At 51.2% G+C, this 21,303-nt stretch carries 18 protein-coding genes; 7 read left to right on the forward strand and 11 right to left on the reverse strand.

Going from position 1 to position 21,303, the window contains the following annotated elements:
- The first annotated feature begins 203 nt into the window (after window positions 1-203).
- Together C2M29_RS12985 and C2M29_RS12990 are read left to right on the forward strand one after the other, a co-directional pair.
- Entirely contained in the window at window positions 204-2,018 is a 1,815-nt protein-coding gene (locus C2M29_RS12985) for a S8 family serine peptidase (RefSeq protein WP_442792562.1), read from the forward strand.
- 100 nt (window positions 2,019-2,118) lie between these two features.
- Window positions 2,119-2,757, forward strand: a complete 639-nt coding sequence (locus C2M29_RS12990) for a LysE family translocator (RefSeq protein WP_105190167.1) — start codon at window positions 2,119-2,121, stop codon at window positions 2,755-2,757.
- A gap of 22 nt (window positions 2,758-2,779) precedes the next feature.
- Here C2M29_RS12990 and C2M29_RS12995 read toward each other — a convergent pair whose 3' ends face one another.
- The 4 genes from C2M29_RS12995 to C2M29_RS13010 form a co-directional block, all read right to left on the reverse strand.
- Window positions 2,780-3,433 carry an HAD family hydrolase gene (locus tag C2M29_RS12995; protein WP_105190168.1) on the reverse strand — a complete coding sequence of 218 codons (654 nt, stop codon included), beginning with the start codon at window positions 3,431-3,433 and terminating at the stop codon, window positions 2,780-2,782.
- A 59-nt stretch (window positions 3,434-3,492) separates the two neighbouring features.
- Window positions 3,493-3,783 carry a hypothetical protein gene (locus tag C2M29_RS13000; RefSeq protein WP_105190169.1) on the reverse strand — a complete coding sequence of 97 codons (291 nt, stop codon included), beginning with the start codon at window positions 3,781-3,783 and terminating at the stop codon, window positions 3,493-3,495.
- A gap of 112 nt (window positions 3,784-3,895) precedes the next feature.
- Window positions 3,896-6,187: a TonB-dependent receptor gene (locus tag C2M29_RS13005; RefSeq protein WP_105190170.1), complete on the reverse strand. Its 2,292-nt coding sequence runs from the start codon at window positions 6,185-6,187 to the stop codon at window positions 3,896-3,898.
- 383 nt (window positions 6,188-6,570) lie between these two features.
- A complete protein-coding gene (locus C2M29_RS13010; protein WP_158684733.1) occupies window positions 6,571-8,175 on the reverse strand; it encodes a mechanosensitive ion channel family protein in 1,605 nt (534 codons plus the stop codon).
- A 196-nt stretch (window positions 8,176-8,371) separates the two neighbouring features.
- Between C2M29_RS13010 and C2M29_RS13015 the strand changes: the two genes are divergently transcribed.
- A complete protein-coding gene (locus C2M29_RS13015; protein WP_442792563.1) occupies window positions 8,372-9,610 on the forward strand; it encodes a Xaa-Pro dipeptidase in 1,239 nt (412 codons plus the stop codon).
- 9 nt (window positions 9,611-9,619) lie between these two features.
- On the forward strand, window positions 9,620-10,171 hold the full coding sequence (locus C2M29_RS13020; protein ID WP_105190172.1) for an HdeD family acid-resistance protein: 552 nt from the start codon (window positions 9,620-9,622) through the stop codon (window positions 10,169-10,171).
- A 44-nt stretch (window positions 10,172-10,215) separates the two neighbouring features.
- Here the strand turns inward: C2M29_RS13020 and C2M29_RS13025 are convergent, their stop codons facing one another.
- The 6 genes from C2M29_RS13025 to C2M29_RS13050 all read right to left on the reverse strand — a co-directional run bounded on the left by C2M29_RS13025 (window position 10,216) and on the right by C2M29_RS13050 (window position 14,260).
- Window positions 10,216-10,788, reverse strand: a complete 573-nt coding sequence (locus C2M29_RS13025) for a tRNA-(ms[2]io[6]A)-hydroxylase (RefSeq protein ID WP_105190173.1) — start codon at window positions 10,786-10,788, stop codon at window positions 10,216-10,218.
- A 55-nt stretch (window positions 10,789-10,843) separates the two neighbouring features.
- Window positions 10,844-11,512, reverse strand: coding sequence for a sulfotransferase family protein (locus tag C2M29_RS13030; protein ID WP_105190174.1), 669 nt, complete (start codon window positions 11,510-11,512; stop codon window positions 10,844-10,846).
- Window positions 11,513-11,689: 177 nt separating this feature from the next.
- Window positions 11,690-12,382, reverse strand: coding sequence for a LiaF domain-containing protein (locus C2M29_RS13035; RefSeq protein WP_105190175.1), 693 nt, complete (start codon window positions 12,380-12,382; stop codon window positions 11,690-11,692).
- 179 nt (window positions 12,383-12,561) lie between these two features.
- The gene (locus C2M29_RS13040; RefSeq protein ID WP_105190176.1) at window positions 12,562-13,164 is read right to left on the reverse strand and encodes a YqaA family protein; all 603 of its coding nucleotides are present in this window, start codon (window positions 13,162-13,164) and stop codon (window positions 12,562-12,564) included.
- Between the two features lie 104 nt (window positions 13,165-13,268).
- On the reverse strand, window positions 13,269-13,883 hold the full coding sequence (locus C2M29_RS13045) for a dienelactone hydrolase family protein (RefSeq protein WP_105190177.1): 615 nt from the start codon (window positions 13,881-13,883) through the stop codon (window positions 13,269-13,271).
- Entirely contained in the window at window positions 13,883-14,260 is a 378-nt protein-coding gene (locus tag C2M29_RS13050; protein WP_105190178.1) for an MmcQ/YjbR family DNA-binding protein, read from the reverse strand. Before C2M29_RS13050 ends, C2M29_RS13045 begins: the two co-directional genes overlap by 1 nt.
- Before the next feature lie 208 nt (window positions 14,261-14,468).
- On the opposite strand from C2M29_RS13050, the gene C2M29_RS13055 reads away from it, so the two are divergent.
- Window positions 14,469-16,541 (forward strand): S9 family peptidase, encoded by a 2,073-nt coding sequence (locus tag C2M29_RS13055; RefSeq protein WP_105190179.1) that lies wholly within the window; start codon window positions 14,469-14,471, stop codon window positions 16,539-16,541.
- A 253-nt stretch (window positions 16,542-16,794) separates the two neighbouring features.
- Window positions 16,795-17,811 (forward strand): alcohol dehydrogenase AdhP, encoded by a 1,017-nt coding sequence (gene adhP / locus C2M29_RS13060; protein ID WP_105190180.1) that lies wholly within the window; start codon window positions 16,795-16,797, stop codon window positions 17,809-17,811.
- A gap of 43 nt (window positions 17,812-17,854) precedes the next feature.
- Here the strand turns inward: adhP and C2M29_RS13065 are convergent, their stop codons facing one another.
- Window positions 17,855-18,934, reverse strand: a complete 1,080-nt coding sequence (locus C2M29_RS13065; RefSeq protein WP_105190181.1) for a hypothetical protein — start codon at window positions 18,932-18,934, stop codon at window positions 17,855-17,857.
- A 479-nt stretch (window positions 18,935-19,413) separates the two neighbouring features.
- On the opposite strand from C2M29_RS13065, the gene C2M29_RS13070 reads away from it, so the two are divergent.
- Window positions 19,414-21,297, forward strand: coding sequence for a propionyl-CoA synthetase (locus C2M29_RS13070; protein WP_105190182.1), 1,884 nt, complete (start codon window positions 19,414-19,416; stop codon window positions 21,295-21,297).
- Window positions 21,298-21,303 lie beyond the last annotated feature (6 nt).

The raw sequence follows: 21,303 nt of genomic DNA on the forward strand, positions 1-21,303 counted from the left end.
ACATTTTAAATCCTCTTTTAATTTAGCTAGATAGACGCCTCTTTATAACTTTATTCCCCAAACCATCTACAGAATATTCTAAAAAAGTACAAAAAAAGGAACAAAATACTATTGCACTTTGTGACAACCCACGTAAGATTGTTAACGAATGTTAAACAACGGTTAACACCCTTCAATGCTTTGAGGTTTCTATGAAAAAAACAATGATTCGCAGCGCGGTTGCGTTAGCACTTCTAAGTGGCGCAACACAGTCTATGGCTGCTGATGACCGTTACATCATCCAAGTTGACAACGATAAGAAAGGCGTCGTGAAAGCGCTCGCTAAAAAACTGGGTGGTGAAGTTAACATGGATAGTGATGGCTTCTTCGCAGCGACTTTCGCTGGTAAAGACTTGGCCACGGTTAAAGGATTACTTAACAACCCACACGTTAAATTGGTAGAAGCGGACCAGCGCCGTTACCCAATGGGCGTTTATAACGATGACCTTGGCGATCCAATGTCACAACAGCTGACTCCTTATGCTGTTTACCAATCGCAAGCTAACCAAGTTACTTTCAACGCCAATGCCGGCATGAAAGTATGTGTTATCGACTCTGGTCTTGATGCATCTAACCCTGACTTCAACTGGGGTGCAATTACCGGTGACAATGATTCAGGTACTGGTAACTGGTTCGACAACGGTGGTCCACACGGTACACACGTAGCCGGTACTATCGGTGCAGCAGACAACAACATTGGTGTAGTCGGTATGGCTCCTGGTGTTGATATGCACATCATCAAGGTATTCAACGCTTCAGGTTGGGGTTATTCATCTGACCTGGCTCACGCTACAAACCTGTGTTCACAAGCTGGCGCTAACATCATCAGCATGAGCCTAGGTGGCGGCGGTTCAAACAGCATTGAATCGAATGCATTTGCAAACTTTACTGCGGCAGGCGGTCTTGTTGTTGCTGCAGCAGGTAACGATGGCAACAGCGTACGTTCATACCCTGCGGGTTACCCATCGGTAATGATGATCGGTGCTAACGATGCCGATAATAACATTGCTACCTTCTCACAATTCCCAAGCTGTACTTCTGGCCGCGGTAAAAACGTGACCGAAGATGAAACCATCTGTGTAGAAGTAACGGCAGGCGGTGTTGATACGCTTTCTACTTACCCTGCGGGTATGGCGGCGTTTGCTTCAGCTTCAGCCGATGGTGTAGGCGTAGAAGTATCGGCAATGGAAAATACAGGTTCTGCGGCCGGTGATCTTTACTTCATGGGCACGGCAGAAGCGACCGATAGCGGCGCAGCTGGCAAAGTATGTCTAATTGACCGTGGTGTTATCTCTTTCCACGACAAGGTAGCTAACTGTGAAGCTTCTGGTGGTCTAGGTGCGATTATCGTTAACAACGAATCAGGCATGCTTTACGGTACGCTGGGCGACACCAACAGCACTTCTATCCCTGCGGTAGGCACAGCCCTTGAAGACCGTGCAGCACTAATGGCGGCCACTTCAGCGACTGTTACAATCTCAGCGAGCGATTATGGCTACATGAGCGGTACTTCAATGGCAACACCTGCTGTTTCTGGTATTGCAGCGCTAGTTTGGTCTAACCACCCTGAGTGTACTGGTACAGACATCCGTAACGCGCTTAAAGCGACTGCCGATGACCAAGGTGCAGCGGGTAAAGACGTATACTTCGGTTACGGTATCGTAAAAGCGGCTGACGCTGATGCTTACCTAACGGCTAACGGCTGTGGCGGTGACGGCGGCAACGGTGGCAACCCAGGTGCTGACGTTACACTTGACGCTAGCGGCTACAAAACACGTGGCGACGCATACGTTGACCTTTCGTGGGCCGGTGCAGCAACCTCTATGGTAGATATCTACCGTAACGGTCAGCTAATCACAACTACGGCTAACGATAACGCTCACACTGACAGCCTAGGTAAGGTTGCGGGTAGCTTCGGTTACCAGGTGTGCGAGCAAGGCAGTTCAGTATGTTCAACAACTGTTACTGTTAACTTCTAAGCCAAATTAGAAGTAAGTAAATAAAGCGGGCTTTATGCCCGCTTTATTGTTTTTTGTCTAGCTGCTACCCTGTGCGCTTTACAGGCCACCTTTCGTTATCATGCTTAACCCCGAACTCCTCTTGTCCTTTCTCGGCGCCAGTTTTCTAATCGCCGTGGGTCCAGGCCCTTCCAATGCCTTTTTAATGGCGCAAACCTTTGCCAATGGTCGCCGCGCCGGGCTGCATTGTGCTCTCGGTTTTGCTTTAGGCGGCGTGGCCCATACCCTGTTTGCCGTGGTCGGCTTATCGGCCTTACTCAAGGCTTCCACCACCGCCTATACCACAGTGCAATATTTAGGGGCCTGTTATTTGGCTTACCTCGGAATTATGACCCTCTGGCAAAGCTGGCAGCAAAATACGGCGAGTGAGGCGTGTGAGGACAAGCCCCATGTGCAAATTAAAAAACAAAGCCCACTGTTTCAGGCAATGATGACCGAGGTACTGAACCCCAAGGTGGCGCTCTTTTTTATCGCCTTTATTCCCCAGTTTGTAGACCCGACATTAAGCACCTCCACCACGGTTCAACTGGCCATATTTGGCCTGCTCTACCCTATCTTGGCGTTTCCTGTGGATTGCACCTACATCTATTTCGGTGACAAGATTGCGCGTTACTTTAAACGCAATCCCAGTGCCCAACTCTGGATAGACAGGCTCACCGGGCTGATATTTATAGCGCTGGCCATTAACCTGCTGCTCTAGCGCAACACGAGCTGACCTGTCTTTATTTTTGCTGCAACAACCAAAGATAGAACTGCTGCAAATCATCAAAGCGCCTGTCCACATGACTAAAGTCCTGAACCAGGGTATGACAATTGGGGATGGCGGCCACCGTTAGCCCGGCATCTTTAGCCGAGCGCGAGCCGGTACTGGTGTCTTCAATCGCTATTCCCTGAGCTGCGGGCACCGACAGGTGCGCCAGGGCCTGCAAATAAGGCTCGGGGTGAGGTTTGGGGTTACGCACATCGTCCTTACAGACGATGCAGCTAAACAGGGATGCCAGCTGATAGCCCTGCAAAATGGGCTCTACCTCGTCACGGGTACTGCCGGTCACCAAGGCCAGAGTGAAGCCCGCTTGATGGGCCTGATGCAAAGTGATCTCGGCATGAGCCATCAGCGGTGGCAAACTGCTTTGCGCCAGCTCGGCAAAGAGGGTGTTTTTTCTTGCAGCCAAAGCCAATGGGTTCACCTGCAAACCATGTTCGCATACCATGTCCTCGGCAGACGCCAGCGTTGGTCGTCCGGCGTAGCGCTGACAAAACGTAAGCTCATCATAACGGATTCCATAATCGGCCAGCACTCGATCCCAGCATTGAAAGTGCACCGCCTCGGAGTCCACCAAGGTGCCGTCAAAATCAAATAACAAGGTGTTGATCATGCTCCCTCCAAAGTTCAACAGACCCTAATAACACAAAAGCGCCCTGAGGCGCTTTTATTTTAACTTGCTGTGGGTGGCTCGGCGCTGGCCGGCTCACCGCTTTCCAGCTCAACCAGCTCATAGCCGCGAGCCTGGCGTACTACCTTGAGTACCGGCTTTTCAAAAGCGCTTTTTAGTCGCTCGGCATCGGCTTTAAGTTCGTCAAGGTCATGGCCAAACGGGGCGGCACCGGTTTCCGACCAGTTGCTCACCTTGCCATTAGCTGTGTATTCCACTTCGTGGATTTGATAAAGCGGCTCTTTGCCCTGCTCTTCCGCCAAGATGACGCGATAGTTCCAAAATCCAGACATGCAAATGCTCTCATGTATCTATAAAAACTGTACTGTACCAGTAAGGTGCGAGGATATAAACGAAAAAACCCGCCAAGGAGGCGGGTTTTGAATTTCGTGCTTAATCGTTAGCTTAGAAGAAGCTGATCTTGAACTCGGCGCCAATGTAGCGCTCTTCGTTCACCATGGCAGTGTTGTTGTTGAAATCAACGGCGCCAATGGCTTGCTGCTCGTCAAATAGGTTACGAACGAAGGCCGACACTTCATATTCGTTGTCGCCCTCAGCCCAGGCATAACCCGAACGCAGACCCACTTCGGTCAAGGCCTTGCCTTCAAACTCCACCGACTCGTATAAGAAGAAGTCGATCTCGCTGCGGTATGAAACGTCCGCATAGGTGAAGAACTCACCATCGGCCATTTCACGGCTGTAACGAAGCGTTAGGTTAGAAATCCACTCAGGAGCGTGCGGCAGGCTGTTACCGTCCAAAATAGCACGGTCTTCAGGACCAAATGCACCTGGAACCTGATAGGTTGGATCCGTAACCGTACACTGAGCACACACAGCAACTGCCAAGTCGTTGTCTTTCAGTTCGGTGTTGTTGTAGCTCAGGTTGAACGTCGCGTTTAGGTTGTCTGTCAGTACCCATTGAGTATCCAGCTCAAAACCATAACCAGTTGTTTTGTCAGCGTTAACTAGACGGTTAAAGTTCGCACCACCACCTACAGCGGTCAACTGCTGATCGTCCATGTTGTAATAGAAGATAGCGGCATTGATACGGCCTCGGCCATCCCATACGTCAGATTTGATACCGGTTTCGTACGAAGTCACGGTTTCCGACTCGGCCACGGTTACTTCGTCACCGAACAGGATACGACCCTGAATACTTGGGGCGCGGAAGCTGTTAGCGATACGAGCATACCAGTTGATATCGTCGGTCACTTTATAGTTGGTTGAGATATCCCAGCTCACATGGTCGTCGCTTGGGTTTTCTGTCAGGAACAAGGTACCGCCGCCCACAGGGCTAAGGGTACGGTTGGCCGAGAATTCTTTATCGTCGTCAGAGTAACGCAGACCCACAGTCACTTTGAAATCATCGGTCACTGTGTAGTCAACCGAGCCGAATACCGCCCAGGCTTCGGTGTCTTGTTGCTGATGTACATAACCGTTTAGGGCACCGTTAGCGGCCGTATCATAGCTGAAGTTTTCAATGGTCAGGGCTTCATCAAAGTAGAACAAGCCTACCTGATAGTTGAAGTCGCCAGAGAAGTTACTTGAAAGGCGTAATTCTTGCGTATATTGGTCGTGATCCGGAATACCATCGGCACTTTCTGAGGTAAACGGGATAAAGCCAGGGCCGCTTGGCACTGCTTGGCCGTCGATTTCATAACCACCGTAACCACCGTCGATATCGGCGCGTGAGTAGATCTCAGCACTTTCCCACCCAGTGATCGAGGTTATCGTGTGCTCATCCAGATCCCACTCCAGGCGCAGGCTGGCACCTTGTGATTCTACTTGTTGAGTTGCACGTGACGCGGCATCGTGCTGAACCTTATCGTGGTCAAAACCAGATACTAGGTCGTTGCTGCCAGGCTTGATGGCATTGGCACGAAACGCAATAGGCGTGCCGTCCATGTCACGAACATGGTAGTTAAATAGACCGGTAAACTCGTCGCCTTCATAAAGGAATTGAATACGAGCGGCCTGGTCGGTATAACCGCCTAGCACGTCTTTTTGTTCAAAACCCGGAGCAACATTATCGATGTAATCGTCTTTATCTTGCCAAAGCACAGAAACACGCGTTGACAGGCGATCCGTTAAAGCGCCGCCTACAGCACCTTCAAAGTCGATAGCACCGCGGCTGCCGTATGATACAGAACCATAGCCTTCAAATTCCTGACTTGGTTTAACGGTGTCGAACTTCACTAGACCCGCCGGGGTATTACGGCCAAACAGCGTACCCTGTGGACCACGCAATACTTCAACGCGAGCCACGTCAAATACTGGGAAACCTTTTAGAATGGCGTTTTCTTGCACCACTTCGTCAACAACCAAAGAAACAGGTTGTGAAGCGTTCAAATCGAAGTCGGTATTGCCGAGACCACGGACGTAAAAACGTGGGAATGAACGGCCGAATGAAGATTCAATCGACAAGCTTGGGATCTTGGCATTCATAAAACGAATGTCCATACCCGCTGCGCTATACGCATCCAGGCTGTCACCCTGAAGTGCAGAAACGGCTACAGGAACTTCCTGTGCATTTTCAACACGTTTACGAGCTGTAATTTGAATAACTTCAAGTGATTTGTCTTTCGCGGCCGGGCCTTGTTGCTCAGCAGCGGTAGAAGTGAATGCAGTACCTGCAGCAGCAGAGAACAGCGTTGCTTTTATTAGATTGGCAAGCGCAGTACGTTTCATCGCTTTCATGTCGGATTTAACCCTTATTTGTACTCTTTTGTTCATTGGTAGATATGTAGCGCCCTATCACCTGGCACAATGCTCAATTTTTCGCGTGCTCCACGCGGACCTTAAATTTGAGAGTACAAGCACAAATAAAAGGCTGAACATTACGGTGGCGAAGTATAGCATCTAAATTAAGCTTTACTTCAGCTTTATTTCATTTTTTTGCAACATTTCTATTCATTTACCGACACAATCAAGAATTTTTAAAGATTTTATCGACAACTAAGGACAATTGTCCTTTATGTGCAAAAAATAAGCATAGCCGAATTATAATATTTCGCGATACCGTCCAAACTTATAAATATAAAAACATAACTTTGAACCTAAGCGGTTAATAAATAGACCATTCAAAGATGCTCCGGAGGTGCTAAATCAATCTTTAGTTTGTGTAACAAAGATAAAGCAGCCAGGTTGAGCGCTTCGCAACGGGCCAAATACTCATTAAAGTCGGTGGTCTCGATGTAGCAAAGTACTTCGATACACAACCCCCGCGGCACAAAACCGGTAAAGCGCACTCGACAGGGGTTCTCGGCGACATCTTGCTGCTGCTCCAGCATCTGGATTAGCTCCGTTTGCAACGCCGAGACTTGCGCGCTAGAGGTACTCCTATCAAGGATCAACTCGGGGCGATAGGCTATGCGTTCGCGTTCGGAAATGTTTTCCAGTTCCATATCGACAAAGCGGGCATTGGGCACATGGATCACGGTGCGGTTTAAGGTGCGCACCCGAGTGGCCCGCAAACCTATTTCTTCCACCGTGCCTACCTGCTGGCCAAAACGACATACCTGCCCCACCCGCACCGGGGCCGATGAATATAGGGTGATGGCACCTATGATATTCTCCACCGATTTTTGCGCCGCCAGGGCGACCGCCAAGCCACCGATACCCAGCCCGGCCACTAAGGTGGTGGCGCTAAAACCAAGGTTTTCCAGCCATAAAAATAACGCCATGATGACCACGGCGATTTGCACGACGTTGCCAAGCGGTCGCAGTAAGTATACGGCTTGCTCATTACCTCTTTGGATCAGCCGCTGGCTAAAGCGATAACGAACCACGTCAATGGCACGCAGGGCAAACCAGGTCCAGGCTATGATCAATAAGGTCGCCCCTTCAAATACCGCCTTGCTGGCCAGCGTCGAATTGGCGTCGGAAGCTAGGTTCCGGGCGAGTATAACACCCAGCAATAAACACAAGGGGCCATTGATCAAACCACTGGCCTCGGCACTTAAGTCCGGCTTAATACGCTTGGCGGTAAAGGCAAGCACCCGGGTAATGGCAAAGGCCAGTAAGAGATACACCAGCAAATTGGCGCTGTAATAGACCCATTGCCAGAGTTTGACCCCGAGAAAACTATAATCTGGGAGATTCTTATAGAGCCACTCACCACTGGGGGAATAACTGTATTGCTCCTTTAATAAGGGGATTTGTGCCACCGTGGCATTGGATATCTTCCAGATGTAGTCGCCGCCGCTATCGGCTGGCACCCGTTGTAATAAGATCTGCACCAGCCCCTGAGAGGTTTTTAGCTCGCCCACCAGGTCGCGATAGCTTGGGAGTAGGTCCTGGCTTTTTCCTTGCGGCTGACTGCTTAGGCTTTGCAAATCGACCCACAAGGTGCGGTCCAATACCAGATATAGGATCTCCGCCAATTGCGGTTTGCCCAGCGCCAATACCTCAGGGCTCAGGTTACGAAAATCTAAATAGGCACTGGCCAGTTCAAAATCTCGGACACGGGCAGCATTAAGATAACCCTGCATGGCACCGCGTGGGGTTTCACGGTGGAGCTTATCCAGCAAGACGTCTTCAATCTCTTGAGTTTGTTCGGCCTGCTCCTGCTCACTTTGCTCCGGTTGTTGCTGTTGTAATATCTCTTTTACCGTTACCTTGCCTTGTGTGGCACCACACAGGCCACTGGCCAAAACAAGGGCCAGCAAGCACACCCGTATCAACATGTCTATCATCCTTACGTCCGTCTTAACTTAGCATAGTCAGCAAGCGTAAAAAGCTCACGCTTTATCGTTAAAAATTGCCAGAAAAGCAGACACTTGCTAGATTTAAACGGCTATTTTTTATTTCAGGATTATCATGTTTAAGCCTCTTCACAATTTAGTAAGCATCGCCGTAAGCAGTGCCATAGGCCTTGTTCTTATGGCCGCGTTCAGTCCAGCCCATGCCGCCACCTATGTCAAAGCCGACAAAATGCTGGATGTCACCGATGGCAAGATTATTAACGATGTGGTTATCAGCATAGATGAGGGCGTGATCACAGCTATCGGCCATGCCCTGCCGAGCGAACTCAAGGCCGAGGATCAATTAATCGACCTGGGCGATAAAATGCTGCTTCCGGGACTGATGGACATGCATGTGCATCTGACCTCAGATCCCACCGTGTCACGGGTGCAACGCTTTAGCGACTCGGCGCCACGCAAGGCCATAAAAGCAGCCTACTTTGCCCATCAAACCCTGCTCGCCGGCTTTACCACATTGCGTAACGTCGGAGCCACCGGCTACAGCGTGATTGCCCTGCGCGATGGGATCGACGCTGGCGATGTGCCTGGTCCTCGCATTTGGGCGGCAGGCCCATCATTGGGGGTTACGGGTGGACACTGCGACAACAACCGGGTTCCGCCGGAGCTGAACTACCGTGCCGAAGGCGTGGCCGATGGTCCTTGGGCGGTGCGCGCCAAGGTGCGTGAAAACATTAAATACGGGGCCAATGTGATCAAGTTTTGCGCCACCGGCGGCGTTTTCTCCAAAGGCACCAAGGTGGGCGTGCAGCAATACAGCCAGGAAGAAATGAACGCCTTAGTGGAAGAAGCCCATTTACGCGGTTTGACCGTGGCTGCCCACGCCCATGGTACCAGCGGCATTAAAGCGGCAATTATCGCCGGTGCCGATAGCGTTGAGCATGTCAGCTTTATCGATGACGAGGGCATTCAACTCGCGAAAAAGCATGGCACCTGGTTGTCGATGGATATCTACAATACCGAATATACTCTGACCTTTGGTGAGCAAAATGGCGTCGCCGAGGAAAACCTCAATAAAGAGCGCCAGGTATCCAAGCGTCAGCGTGAAAGCTTTAGTCGTGCGGTGGATGCCGGATTGAATATGGTGTTTGGTACCGATGCGGCTATCTACCCGCACGGTGACAATGCCAAGCAGTTCTCACGTATGGTGGAGTTTGGCATGACGCCCTTAGAGGCCATTCAAAGCGCCACCATCAACGCCGCTAAGCTATTGCGTGCCGAGAAGCAATTAGGCCAGCTAAACACTGATTTTGCCGCCGATATTATTGCCGTTGAGGGCAACCCTCTGGAAGATATCAGCGTCTTGGAGCGTGTTGACTTTGTTATGAAAGCGGGCCAAGTTTATAAACAGCCACAATAGGAGCGAATAATGAGTATTAATACTTCAATAACCGGTCAGTGGCCAATTTTTGTTATCCAAGGATTTATCGCCATTATCTTTGCTGCCGTGGCCTGGTTTTCACCGCAAGCCACAATAGGCGCCTTGATTTTTGTCTTTGCCGCCTTTTTTATGTTCGACGGCTGCTCGCGAGTCTGGCTGGCGTTTAAACAAAAGCAATATTCTTCCTACTGGCATCTGACGCTGATCGCCGGCATTCTGGGTATTTTGGCGGCCATTGTCACGGTCAGCATGCCGCAACTGACCGCCTTGATCATGCTCTATTTGATTGCTTTTTGGGCCATCGCTATCGGCATGATGGAAATGGCCGCGGCCATCAAACTCTTTAAGCATCTGCAGGGAGTGACCTTGCTGTTGTTAAGCGGCGTGGTGTCGATCATCTTTGGCATCTACCTGATCGTTAACCCGGGTCAAGGCATCATTGCCATGCTTTGGCTGGTCGCCATTTATGCCTTTGTCTTCGGCATCATCTTATGTTGGCTGGGGTTCAAGCTACGCACCTTGGACAAGGCGCAGGCTTAATAGATTTTTTCCCGGTGGTCCTAACGGACCCCGGGCATTAGTGCTTAGTGTAATGCGGCGCGATATGGCAAAGAGGCGCAAATTTGCGCTTCGCGAGTGATCACCTCGGCTAGGCGGGCATCTACCTCTTCTTTATCGAAATATTCATAGGCCAGTTCCACAAACAGATTTTTGTGTTTTTCTTCGGACTTGGCGATGGCGGTGTAAAACTCTTTGTCCTTACCCGGCGGCAGCGCGTCGGCAATCAGCGCAAAACGCTCATGGCCTCGAGCCTCGATCACCGCGGCCACCAAGAGTCGGTCAAGCATAAACACTTCTTTGCCATGGCGGAACATGCCGCGCAGCTGGTTTACATACGGGTCTTTTTTATCGTCACCGAGATTGACGTCACGCTCGGTCAGCAGCTTCACCACCTGCTTAAAATGGATCATTTCTTCCAGTGCCAAGTCTGTCATGGCCTTGACCAATTTACGCTTATCCGGGTAATGAGACAGCATGGACAGTGCCATACCCGAGGCTTTTTTCTCGGCGGCGGCGTGGTCTTGTAAAAAGGCATCGAAGTCGGCAAGCACCGCATCGGTCCATTGCTGTGGAGTATTAAATTCGAGTTCAAACATAAGGATTACTAACAACTTAACTTGGCGCTATTGTACTCAGCCATCGTCCTTCACGCTAGTCCATCTCAACGGTCGATGGCCGTTCACCCAACCACCAGCTATCAAGATTATCTACCTTACCATTGCGGGTCGAGGCGATTTTCAACGGGCTTTTTATATCGCGCCACGCCATCACCTTATTGCCCTTATTGAGGTGGGCAAACGCGCCTGCCTGTGGAGGCACTTGTAAAAAGCGGCAGAAGGTTTGATAGGCTCCGGGCTCGCTCAAATTTAGGCACAGTAAGCGCTCGCTCTGATCGGCAAAATATTCGCGTACCTGATGCTGGTGACGACGATAGCAGTGCAACAGGTGCTCATCATCCCCGAGTGTTTGCTCATTGAGGGGCGCAAACACTCGCCCATAGCTTTGTTTTAGTAAAGGACTAAAGCCGCCATGGGTGCATAACAGGTTATCACTCATGCGCGCTAATAATTGTTTAATGGATGCCAGCCAAGACTGCTCGTCGCGGCATAGGAGAATAAAGCGGCTATGCGGATAGCGTTTGGCAAGTTCGGGGAAATGGCTAAAACAGGGGGTGTCGGCCACTACCTGCGCCTGTTCAAAGCACGCCTGGGTATAAGCGGTGTGCGCCGTGGGCAAACCCAATTGCAAGGCCGCCACACACACACTGGTGGTGCCGGTACGCGGCAAGCCCAGCACAAATATTTTCTCTACTGCATTCATTAGGGGTGGCCTTGATCCGCGCCCAAAAAATAAGGGCGCCATTATACCCATGCCCCTTCATCTATGCGACCCTGGGCTTGTGCTTTTATGCAGACAAAAAAAACGGCGGTTAAATACACCGCCGCAACCTGGGAGCTGCTTGAAACAGCATTGCTAATTATAGCCGTCTTTCACAAATTAGTAATATTTATCACTTTTATCATTGCCATAGCCGTCATCGAACAGGGTGCGCAGGCTGTCGGCAAAGGATTTCAGCTTTTCTTTCATGGTTCTTTTTACGCTAATTTCTACGCTGCCTAAAACATTTCGGCCTGTGAGTAAAATGCGCGGGCGTTGGCGATCTTGTGAGCGCGGGCCTAAGGCCACCCGTTTATTGACCGTGGAGGCGATAATGTTAGTGGTCTGAGTCACCACATCAACGCCCTCCGGCACATAAATCTCACAACTGCCGACATAGCAGTTAAGGTGAATATGCACGTCCGGGTGACTGAAAATGGCATTGCTGAAGTCCAGCTCTAAGGTACCGAGCACGTTCTTTATCTGCATTTCCTTAGGGACCACCCAATCGCCGCCACGGTGATCCGTGCTTAAAATGGTGGTCATAGTGGACGCCGCTGGTTGCTCATCGCCACGACTGTATTGCGGGCGTAGACGTGCCGCCTTTTCACTTTGATAGCGCGGGTCCGCTTGTAAGGGTAGATCGGCAACCAGGGAGGCGAGATATTCTTGCTCCGTGCTGTCATAGGCTGCATCCAAACGGCGCTCAAACGCCTCGGCGGAAAGCTCGCCATGACTATAATTGAGGATAAGCTGATCTATGACTTCCTCTTTGACCTGCTCTAGGGGTCTATCCGCAATGGGTACCGACATAATTCAATTCCTTTAAAAAGTTATCCTATATAGGTTGCTAAGCTTATAGCAAGCTTTAGACCAAGATGAAAAGTACATATAAATCAGATAGATAAATAAAAGTTCGGTAGCTCAAACAGGTAGCAGTGACTAAATTTACGTATTTATCACCACTTTTTAGCAAAATTTACATATGCGTTTTAATTAACGCCAGAAGTCGACAAGCTGCTAACCAGCCACCAGGTGCCCAACACCAGCGCACTCAGGGCGGCGATGCCTTTCATTTTATGTTTGCGGATCACCTTTTCCGCCTGATTGCCGGCGAAATGCACAATCAGGGCGAGACCAAAATAACGTATCGAGCGGGCAATGGCGGTGGCGAGGAAAAAAAGCCACAGGGAGTAATGGGTCGCCCCCGCCGCCAGCATGGCAATTTGAAAAGGGATAGGCACTATGCCCAGGGTCAGCACAAACCAAAAGCCCTGGCTGTGCATTTGCGCTTTAACATTGGCGAATTGCTCCGGGGTGGAAAACAGACCAATGAGCCAATCGCCCAGTACATCGAAAAGGTAATAACCCAGGGCATAACCAAACAAGGCACCAAGCATACAGCCCAGGGTTGCTACCAGGGCAATAGCCCAAATTTTATCGCGCCGCGCCTGCATAAGCGGCACCAATAGGGCTTCCAAGGGGACGGGGACTATGGTCGACTCTAAAAATGAGGCCAGGGTCACACCCCAAAGCATATGCCGCGAGTGGATCCACTGTCGTGTTTTTTGCACAAGTCGCCCATATAAGCCCATCACTTCTCCAAAAATCGTCTGGCGCCACCTAGTCAGCGCTATGTCTCTACTATCCCAAACAGGGTACGCAATTCAATATAAATAACCGCTTAAACCTGGGTATTTTATCCGCTGTTCCTGCTGCCCAAGTGCAATTGTGACCAGCAGTACTGCGCGCCCATGTCACCCAAGGCTTGTACATAACTCTGGTATGCCTCTTTCGCGTAATGCCGCGAACAGGCGTTCATAAAGCCATGATTAAACTCGGTGGAAATGATTTCAACATTTTCCTTGGCAGACAAGGCCTGAGCCAGGTCGTTGATATCGAAATGAGGCTCACTTTTTGGCAATACCAGGGTGACCGGAATTGTCGGTGTTAACTCCAGGTGATGACGAATTTGCCCACCATAAAACAACAACATACCTGTGATATTGTCTAAGCCCTTGTGCGCAGCAAGTTGCCATAGAGCAGCGGCACCCACACTAAAGCCGATAAGGCTTGTTGGCATTGCTAAGCCACCCAAGTGAGCGCTTAAAAGCTGACGATAAGACGCCAACCCCACATGGGCCATAAAATGGTCGTACGCTTGCTCTTCACTGGTAAAATCCATTGGCTCACCGCCATACGGACCGACAATACGCACCTTATTACCTAGCTCAGCAGCCAGACGCTCCAGCGCCCTGGTCCGCCCGAAGATATCGCTGACGATAATACGCTGCATGGACAGACCCTCAGTCATTACCCTAACCGCGCCAAGAGCTCTTGTTGGGTGGCTTTTGGCAACTTCGCCACTACTAACAGGTAAGAATTATCCATCATGCGCTCAACTTCCCCCATTGGAATGCTGCCGTCTAAAATCACCGTATTCCAAAGACGCTTATCCATATGATATCCCGGCAGCACAGCGCTAAAAATATCGCGCAGCGCCTGCGCCTCATCCGGGTCGCACTTGAGATTCATTTGCCATTGCGGTGCGCCATCGTTAATACCACGCAGTGTTAAGGTGGCAAACATCTTACCCGCCACCTTATAGACATCCACTCCCGGGCCAAAGGGCTGCTCTACCTTGGCGTGTGGCTTTTTGAGCAAATAATTATGGGCCTGACTGTGGTCCATGGCGCCACCTTATCGTTGGAGTATTGAGCGCTATCTTAGGCAAACTTGGGCGCTTTTACTAATTTCTTATCCGCGGGGCCCATTTTAGCGAGTGGGGGTCACTGAAACCTGAACTTAATCGAACAAATTTTGCACTTTGTCGCGTCCGGCTTGAAAGCCTCTAGTTGCGCACCTAGGATAATTTTTTATCCTAAATAAAGCATCTGTAATGAAAAAATTCGGTTTTCCCCTATTTAGCAAAGTGCTTGGCAGCGCCTTTGGCACAGCCCTTGGTACAGCCCTACTCGTCGCCAGTTCAGCTTACGCCGATACTCACCAAGGTTTTACCTCCGAAGATATTTTTGCCCTTGAATATGTGAGCGACCCGCAAATCAGTCCCGATGGCAGCCATATTGTCTATGTGCGCAACGGCTACGATATTATGACCGACAGCGCCACCAAATCATTGTGGCTCTATCGTCTTAAAGACGACACCCATGTTCCCCTGTTCGCCGATCAATACAATTACAGTCAGCCGCGTTGGTCACCGGATGGCAAGCGCCTTGTTTTTAGCAGCAATCGCAGCGGCTCAAACCAACTGCATATGTATTATTTGGCCGAGGACAAAGAGGCACTGCTGACCCAGCTGCCTAAATCCGCAGGCGATCTTAGCTGGTCTCCCGATGGCACCAAGCTGGCCTTTACCATGAATGTAAAAGAGGGAAAAACCGACTATGTAAAGTCGGTCAAGCTACCGACGAAACCCGAGGGTGCCAAGTGGTCCGAGCCGGTCACGGTAATTGAAAAAGCCCGTTATCAGGCCGATGGCAGCGGCTTTTTAGAACCCAGTTATCGCCACGTTTTCGTGCTCCCCGTCGAAGGCGGTACGCCGCGCCAGCTTACCCAAGGCGATTTCCAGCATTATGGCCCCATTACCTGGCAACCAGACAACAGCGCGGTAATATTCTCCAGCGATCAGCACCCACAGTGGGAATACCGCACCACAGAGTCGGACCTCTATGCCGTTAACCTGACATCGGGCAAGCTCACGCAGCTAACCGACCTACCGGGACGTGAAAGCCAGGCTACCTTTTCGGCCAGGGGCGATACACTTGCCTTTCTTACCCGCGACAATGAGCCGGTACCCTACGTCAACACCAACCTGGCCATGCTGGACGTAGACAGTGGCCAAATCACCACCCTGAGCGCCGATTTGGACCGCTCCATTGCCGACTACCGTTGGTCAGGTAAGGGCGACTTTGTGGTGCAATATGACGACTTTGGTAAGCGCAAACTGGCCTCCATGAACACCAAGGGTAAGGTAAACGAGCTGGTCGATAATGTCTCCGGCACCTCGCTGGGTCGCCCCTATGTCAGCGGCGAGTTCTCCATGGCCAATAATGGCACCCTGGCCTATACCTCGGGCAGTAGCCAACGCCCCGCCGATCTCGGCTACAGCCGTAAAGGCAAATCGCGCACCCTCACTAACCTCAACGAAGATCTGCTTGGACATAAAACTCTGGGCCAGGTGCATGAGTTGAATGTCGCTTCACAGTTCGATGGCGAAAACATTCAGGGCTGGTATATCACCCCGCCAAACTTTGATGCCAACAAAAAGTACCCGCTGTTGGTGGAAATTCACGGCGGTCCGCACCTGGCCTATGGCCCACACTTTAGTGCCGAGTTACAACGCTACGCCAGCGAGGGGTATGTGGTGGTGTATGTGAACTACCGTGGCTCCACCAGCTATGGCAAAGACTTTGCGCTGCTGCTCGATGGTAAATATTCCTCGAAGGAAGACTTTGCCGACCACAACTCGGCGGTGGATGCGCTGATAGCAAAAGGCTTTATCGACAGCAACAACCTCTATATTGCCGGCGGCTCTGCCGGAGGGATAGCGACCGCCTATGCCATTGGCCTCACCGATCGTTTTAATGCCGCGGCCATCACCAAGCCGGTGATCAACTGGGTGAGTAAGGTATTAACCGCCGACAGTTATCTTGGGCAGATCCGCAACCAGTTCCCGGGCCTCCCTTGGGATAACCTGGAGCACTACTGGCAGCGCTCGCCGCTGTCCTTGGTAGGCAATGTCACCACCCCGGCCATGATCATGACCGGTGAGCAAGACCGCCGCACGCCTATTTCTGAGTCGGAGCAATTCTATCAGGCCCTGCAACTGCAGCGGGTAGACAGCGTGTTGATCCGTGTACCCGGCGCACCACACGGCATCGCCGCGCGGCCGTCAAGAATGATCTCGAAAATCGAGCACACCCTGGCCTGGTTTGCCCGCTATAAAAAGTAACCCCCAATGCGGTGACCGCGATAGTTAGGTCACCGCCTTACCCCTCTTCCCCCTTTCGCAGCCTTCAACGCAGGTAAAAATATGGATACTTTCAGTTCCATATACAGATAATTTCAGCGTGTTCTTTGCCCCGGATCATCACGGCGATTACTGGACTGGGGTACAACTAGCATGGACGGCTAAGCAAATCATCGGGCTTATTTAGCGCTAAGCTGGATAAGTCCTCATGATGACAAAAATAAGGAGATTCATTATGAAAGCAGCAGTTGCCCATAGTTTTGGCACCCCTCTAAGCATTGAAGAGGTAGCCAAGCCCAGTATCGACGCCTATCAGGTGCTGGTTAAAATTCATGCCTGTGGCGTGTGCCACACGGATTTACATGCCTGCCATGGCGATTGGCCGGTCAAACCAAAAATGCCGCTCACTCCCGGCCATGAAGGTGTGGGGGAAATTGTTGAGCTCGGCAGCGCCGTCAGCCATTTAAAGCTTGGAGATCGCGTCGGTATCCCTTGGCTTTACAGCGCATGTGGACATTGTGAATATTGCCTCGATGGCAAGGAGACCCTGTGTCTGGAGCAGCAAAATGCGGGCTACTCCGTCGATGGCGGTTTTGCCGAATACTGCGCCGCCCATGGCGATTATGTGGTGAAAATACCCGAAGGACTAAGCTACCCGGATGCCGCACCGCTGTTTTGTGCTGGCGTGACCACCTATAAGGCACTCAAGGTATCCGAGACCAAGCCCGGACAATGGCTGGCCGTTTTCGGCGTCGGCGGCCTTGGACACCTGGCGGTGCAATATGCCGTGGCCATGGGCATGCGGGTTGTGGCCGTGGACACGGGTGAAGCCAAGCGTGAGCTGGCGTATTCTCTGGGTGCCGAGCATTTCTTCGACTTTAAAACGGACGATGTGGTCGACGCCATTAAAGAAGTCAGCGGCGGCGTACACGGCAGTGTCTGTACTGCGGTGAGCAAAGCAGGTTTTCGCCAAAGTTATGATGTGGTGCGCCGAGGCGGAAAGTGCGTGCTGGTCGGCCTGCCGCCGGAGGACATGCCCCTGCCTATTTTTGATACCGTGCTCAACGGCGTCAGCGTGGTCGGCTCCATCGTCGGCACCCGCAAGGACTTGGAAGAATGTTTAGAGTTTGCCGCCCGCGGCAAGGTGAAAGCCATTATTACCGAGAAACACCTTGATGATATAAACGATATCTTCGCGGACATGGAAAAAGGCGAGATCACCGGGCGTATCGTGATGAATATGCCCGCGTAAATAAAAAAGGCCACCGCAAGGTGGCCTTTTCATGAATGTCTAATTAGTTTGCAATAAAGGGCGCCGAGCAATCCTCGGTGCCAATATTACATACCATAAACTCCTGAGACTGCTTCTTAAAGTACCAATAGGTAGCGCTGTTGCTATCGGTCACCGACTCCAGCCATTGGCCATTAAAATACACATCGACGCCTTCGGCCTCTGTGCTCCAGGTCAGGGTAGTTTGAATATCGCGTCCGGCATTTTGCACTGTACCTTGCAACATGGGTGCTGCTGGCGGCAACACCGACGGCACCATGGCCACAAAGGTGTTACTGGTACTGACAAACATCTCGGTAAAGTCACTCAAATTGGTATCGGTTACATATACCTGACCGAAGCGACTGCCCGTTACCACACGACCCGAGTGGTCTATGTCTATATCGTGTAGATTGCCACCAATTTCCAAGGTGTTAACCAAGGTGCCATCGGCGCTGTAACGAGCAACATAACCATTCCAACTCACCATATATATATTCCCCTCGGCGTCAGCGGCTACACCGCGCGAAGAAGAGGTGTGACCCAAGGCAACACTGCGCAGCACTGTTCCACTGGCCGGATCTATCACATCAAGAGCGCCATAGGTATTTTGCAAAGCATACAACTTACCATCTAGCCCTAGGGTGATATCGATATAGTCGCTGTCATCGATAATGCGCTGCGCATTGCCGCTGGCTAAATCAAACTTAACCACGCCCTTGGCTACTCCATCGTAGGCTGTGTAGGTATCGGTCACATAGACTGCATCGCCAATGGCAGTTATGCCACCGTAAGACAGGTTATTTACCGTGCTCCACCCTGGCATGGTAAAGCTCTGCCAGTTTTCACCGTCATACACCGACAACTCAGGGGCAAAGGTGCCGTTGAAGACGGCCACTCGACCATCGTCCAGTATGGTGAGATCACGTGCCATTTCATTGGCACTGTTGGTCGGAATGTTTCGCTGCGATATCAATGCACCGTTATTATATTCGTACAAGATGTTATCGCTGGCGACGACCAAGCTGTTATCCTGAAATACTTGATTGCTCATTGCCGACGCCGCAACTGTTAACAACGCCAATGCCGATATGATTGTTTTCATTATTTTTTCCTGTTTTTCTAGCACTTAAGGGTCACCCCATAAATCCTTGTCTAAAATTGACTACTAGGGAAGCACATACAACTCCCTAAGCAAACGCCTCTAGCATAACAGTAAATTAACAATACCGATAATAGGGACGCGCTTGTTATCCTTTAAATTTTAATGACATAACTTTTTTTGGCGGTGGTACACGCAGTCGCCACAAGATTTATTAGTCTGAATTTCTCCTCGCCACTGCCGACTATGGTCGCATTTTGCTCAGCGCCATAAGCGCCTACATTTTATTAATACCAATTCTGTTAAGTATGTGGGCAGAGATAGCGCTGGATAAATGATGTGATAACAAGGCGGAATTTTTCTTATGTAGTTATTCTACATAGAAAAGTTCCAACGCCGTAAACACGATGTTTAGCCCGCTAGAATGATTAGCTACTTAAGTGAGTTGGTATCACTCTCACAATTTTATTTTGGAGCCTTGTATGTCAGGCGAATATCAACGCACCTATCGCGCCTTTAGCGATAACCCCGAGCAGTTTTGGCTGCAACAAAGCGAGCGCATTGCTTGGTTTAATGCCCCACAGCAAGCCTATCATCAGGATGAGCACGGCTTTTATCATTGGTTTGCCGATGCCGAACTCAATACTAGCTACCTGGCACTGGATCAGCATGTCATGAACGGCCATGGCGATGAAACGGCGCTGATCTACGACTCACCGGTGACCGACAGCAAACGCCAGTATAGCTATCGCGAATTGCTCGATGAGGTCAGCAGGTTTGCCGGGGTTATGCAGGGCCTTGGCGTCGGCAAGGGCGATCGCGTGGTGATCTATATGCCGATGATCCCCGAAGCTGTGGTTGGTATGCTAGCCTGCGCCCGTCTCGGCGCCATTCACTCGGTGGTCTTTGGCGGTTTTGCCGCCCACGAGCTGGCGGTGCGTATCGATGATGCCACGCCAAAACTGATCCTCAGTGCCTCCTGCGGGGTGGAAGTTGACAAGGTGATCGAATATAAACCTCTACTTGACGAGGCGATTAGTCAGGCCCGGCATCAGGTCGAACATTGTGTTATTTATCAACGTCCGCAATGCTATGCGCCGCTATGTGAACGCCGTGATATCGACTGGGCCACAGCCATGAGCCACGCCCAGGGCGTGGAGGCGGTGCCGGTTGCCGGCGCCGACCCCTTGTATATTCTTTACACCTCGGGCACCACGGGCACACCCAAAGGGGTGGTGCGTGAAAATGGCGGCCATGCGGTGGCCATGCATTACAGCATGGAAACCGTGTACGGCATGCGCCCCGGCGAGGTCTTTTGGGCTGCCTCGGATATAGGTTGGGTGGTGGGTCACTCCTACATTGTCTATGCGCCGCTGATTTACCGCTGTGCCACCGTGCTATACGAGGGCAAACCGGTGCGCACGCCCAATGCCAGCGCTTTCTGGCGCGTGGTCGAAGACTATAAGGTGACGGCCCTGTTCAGCGCTCCTACCGCCTTTCGTGCCATTAAGAAAGAAGATCCCAATGCTCAGGGATTTAAACAATACGATACCTCGAGCCTAAAACGGCTGTTCTTGGCCGGTGAGCGCTTGGATCCGCCCACCTATGAGTGGCTTAAGGAACATACTCAACTGCCGGTGCTGGATCACTGGTGGCAAACGGAAACCGGCTGGGCCATCGCCTGTAATCCTATCGGCATCGAGACCCTGCCCACCAAGGCCGGCAGTGCCACGGTGCCAACCCCGGGCTTTGATGTGCAGATACTCGATGTTCATGGTGAACAATGTGAAGCCAATGAGCATGGCGCCGTGGCCATTAAACTCCCCTTGCCTCCCGGCTGCCTGCCGAGTATCTGGCAAAATAACGAGCGCTTTAAAAGCGGTTATTTAAGCCAGTATCCGGGCTATTACCTGTCCGGCGATGGTGGTTACTTCGATGAGGAAGGCTACCTGTTTATTATGGGGCGCACCGATGATGTGATAAACGTTGCCGGCCACCGCCTGTCTACCGGTGAAATGGAAGAGATAGTTGCGGCTCACCCGGCGGTCGCCGAGTGCGCAGTATTTGCCATCCATGACAGCCTTAAGGGGCAAATCCCCATGGCCATGGTGGTGCTTAAAGACGACTTCACCGGCAGTCATGAAGAGGTGGAGCAGCAGCTTCGTGCCTCGGTACGCTCCACCATAGGTGCCATTGCCTGCCTGCGGGATATTATCTGCGTGCCGCGCTTACCAAAAACCCGCTCGGGTAAAATATTGCGCAAGAACCTGCGTCAGTTGGTTGATGGTGAAGAGCTGCAGATCCCCTCCACCATAGACGATGCCAGCATTTTCACCGAGATAAGCGAGCAACTGCAGGGGCGTTAAATCGCT

The organism is Pseudoalteromonas sp. T1lg48, from assembly GCF_002964785.1.
GTDB lineage: Bacteria > Pseudomonadota > Gammaproteobacteria > Enterobacterales > Alteromonadaceae > Pseudoalteromonas.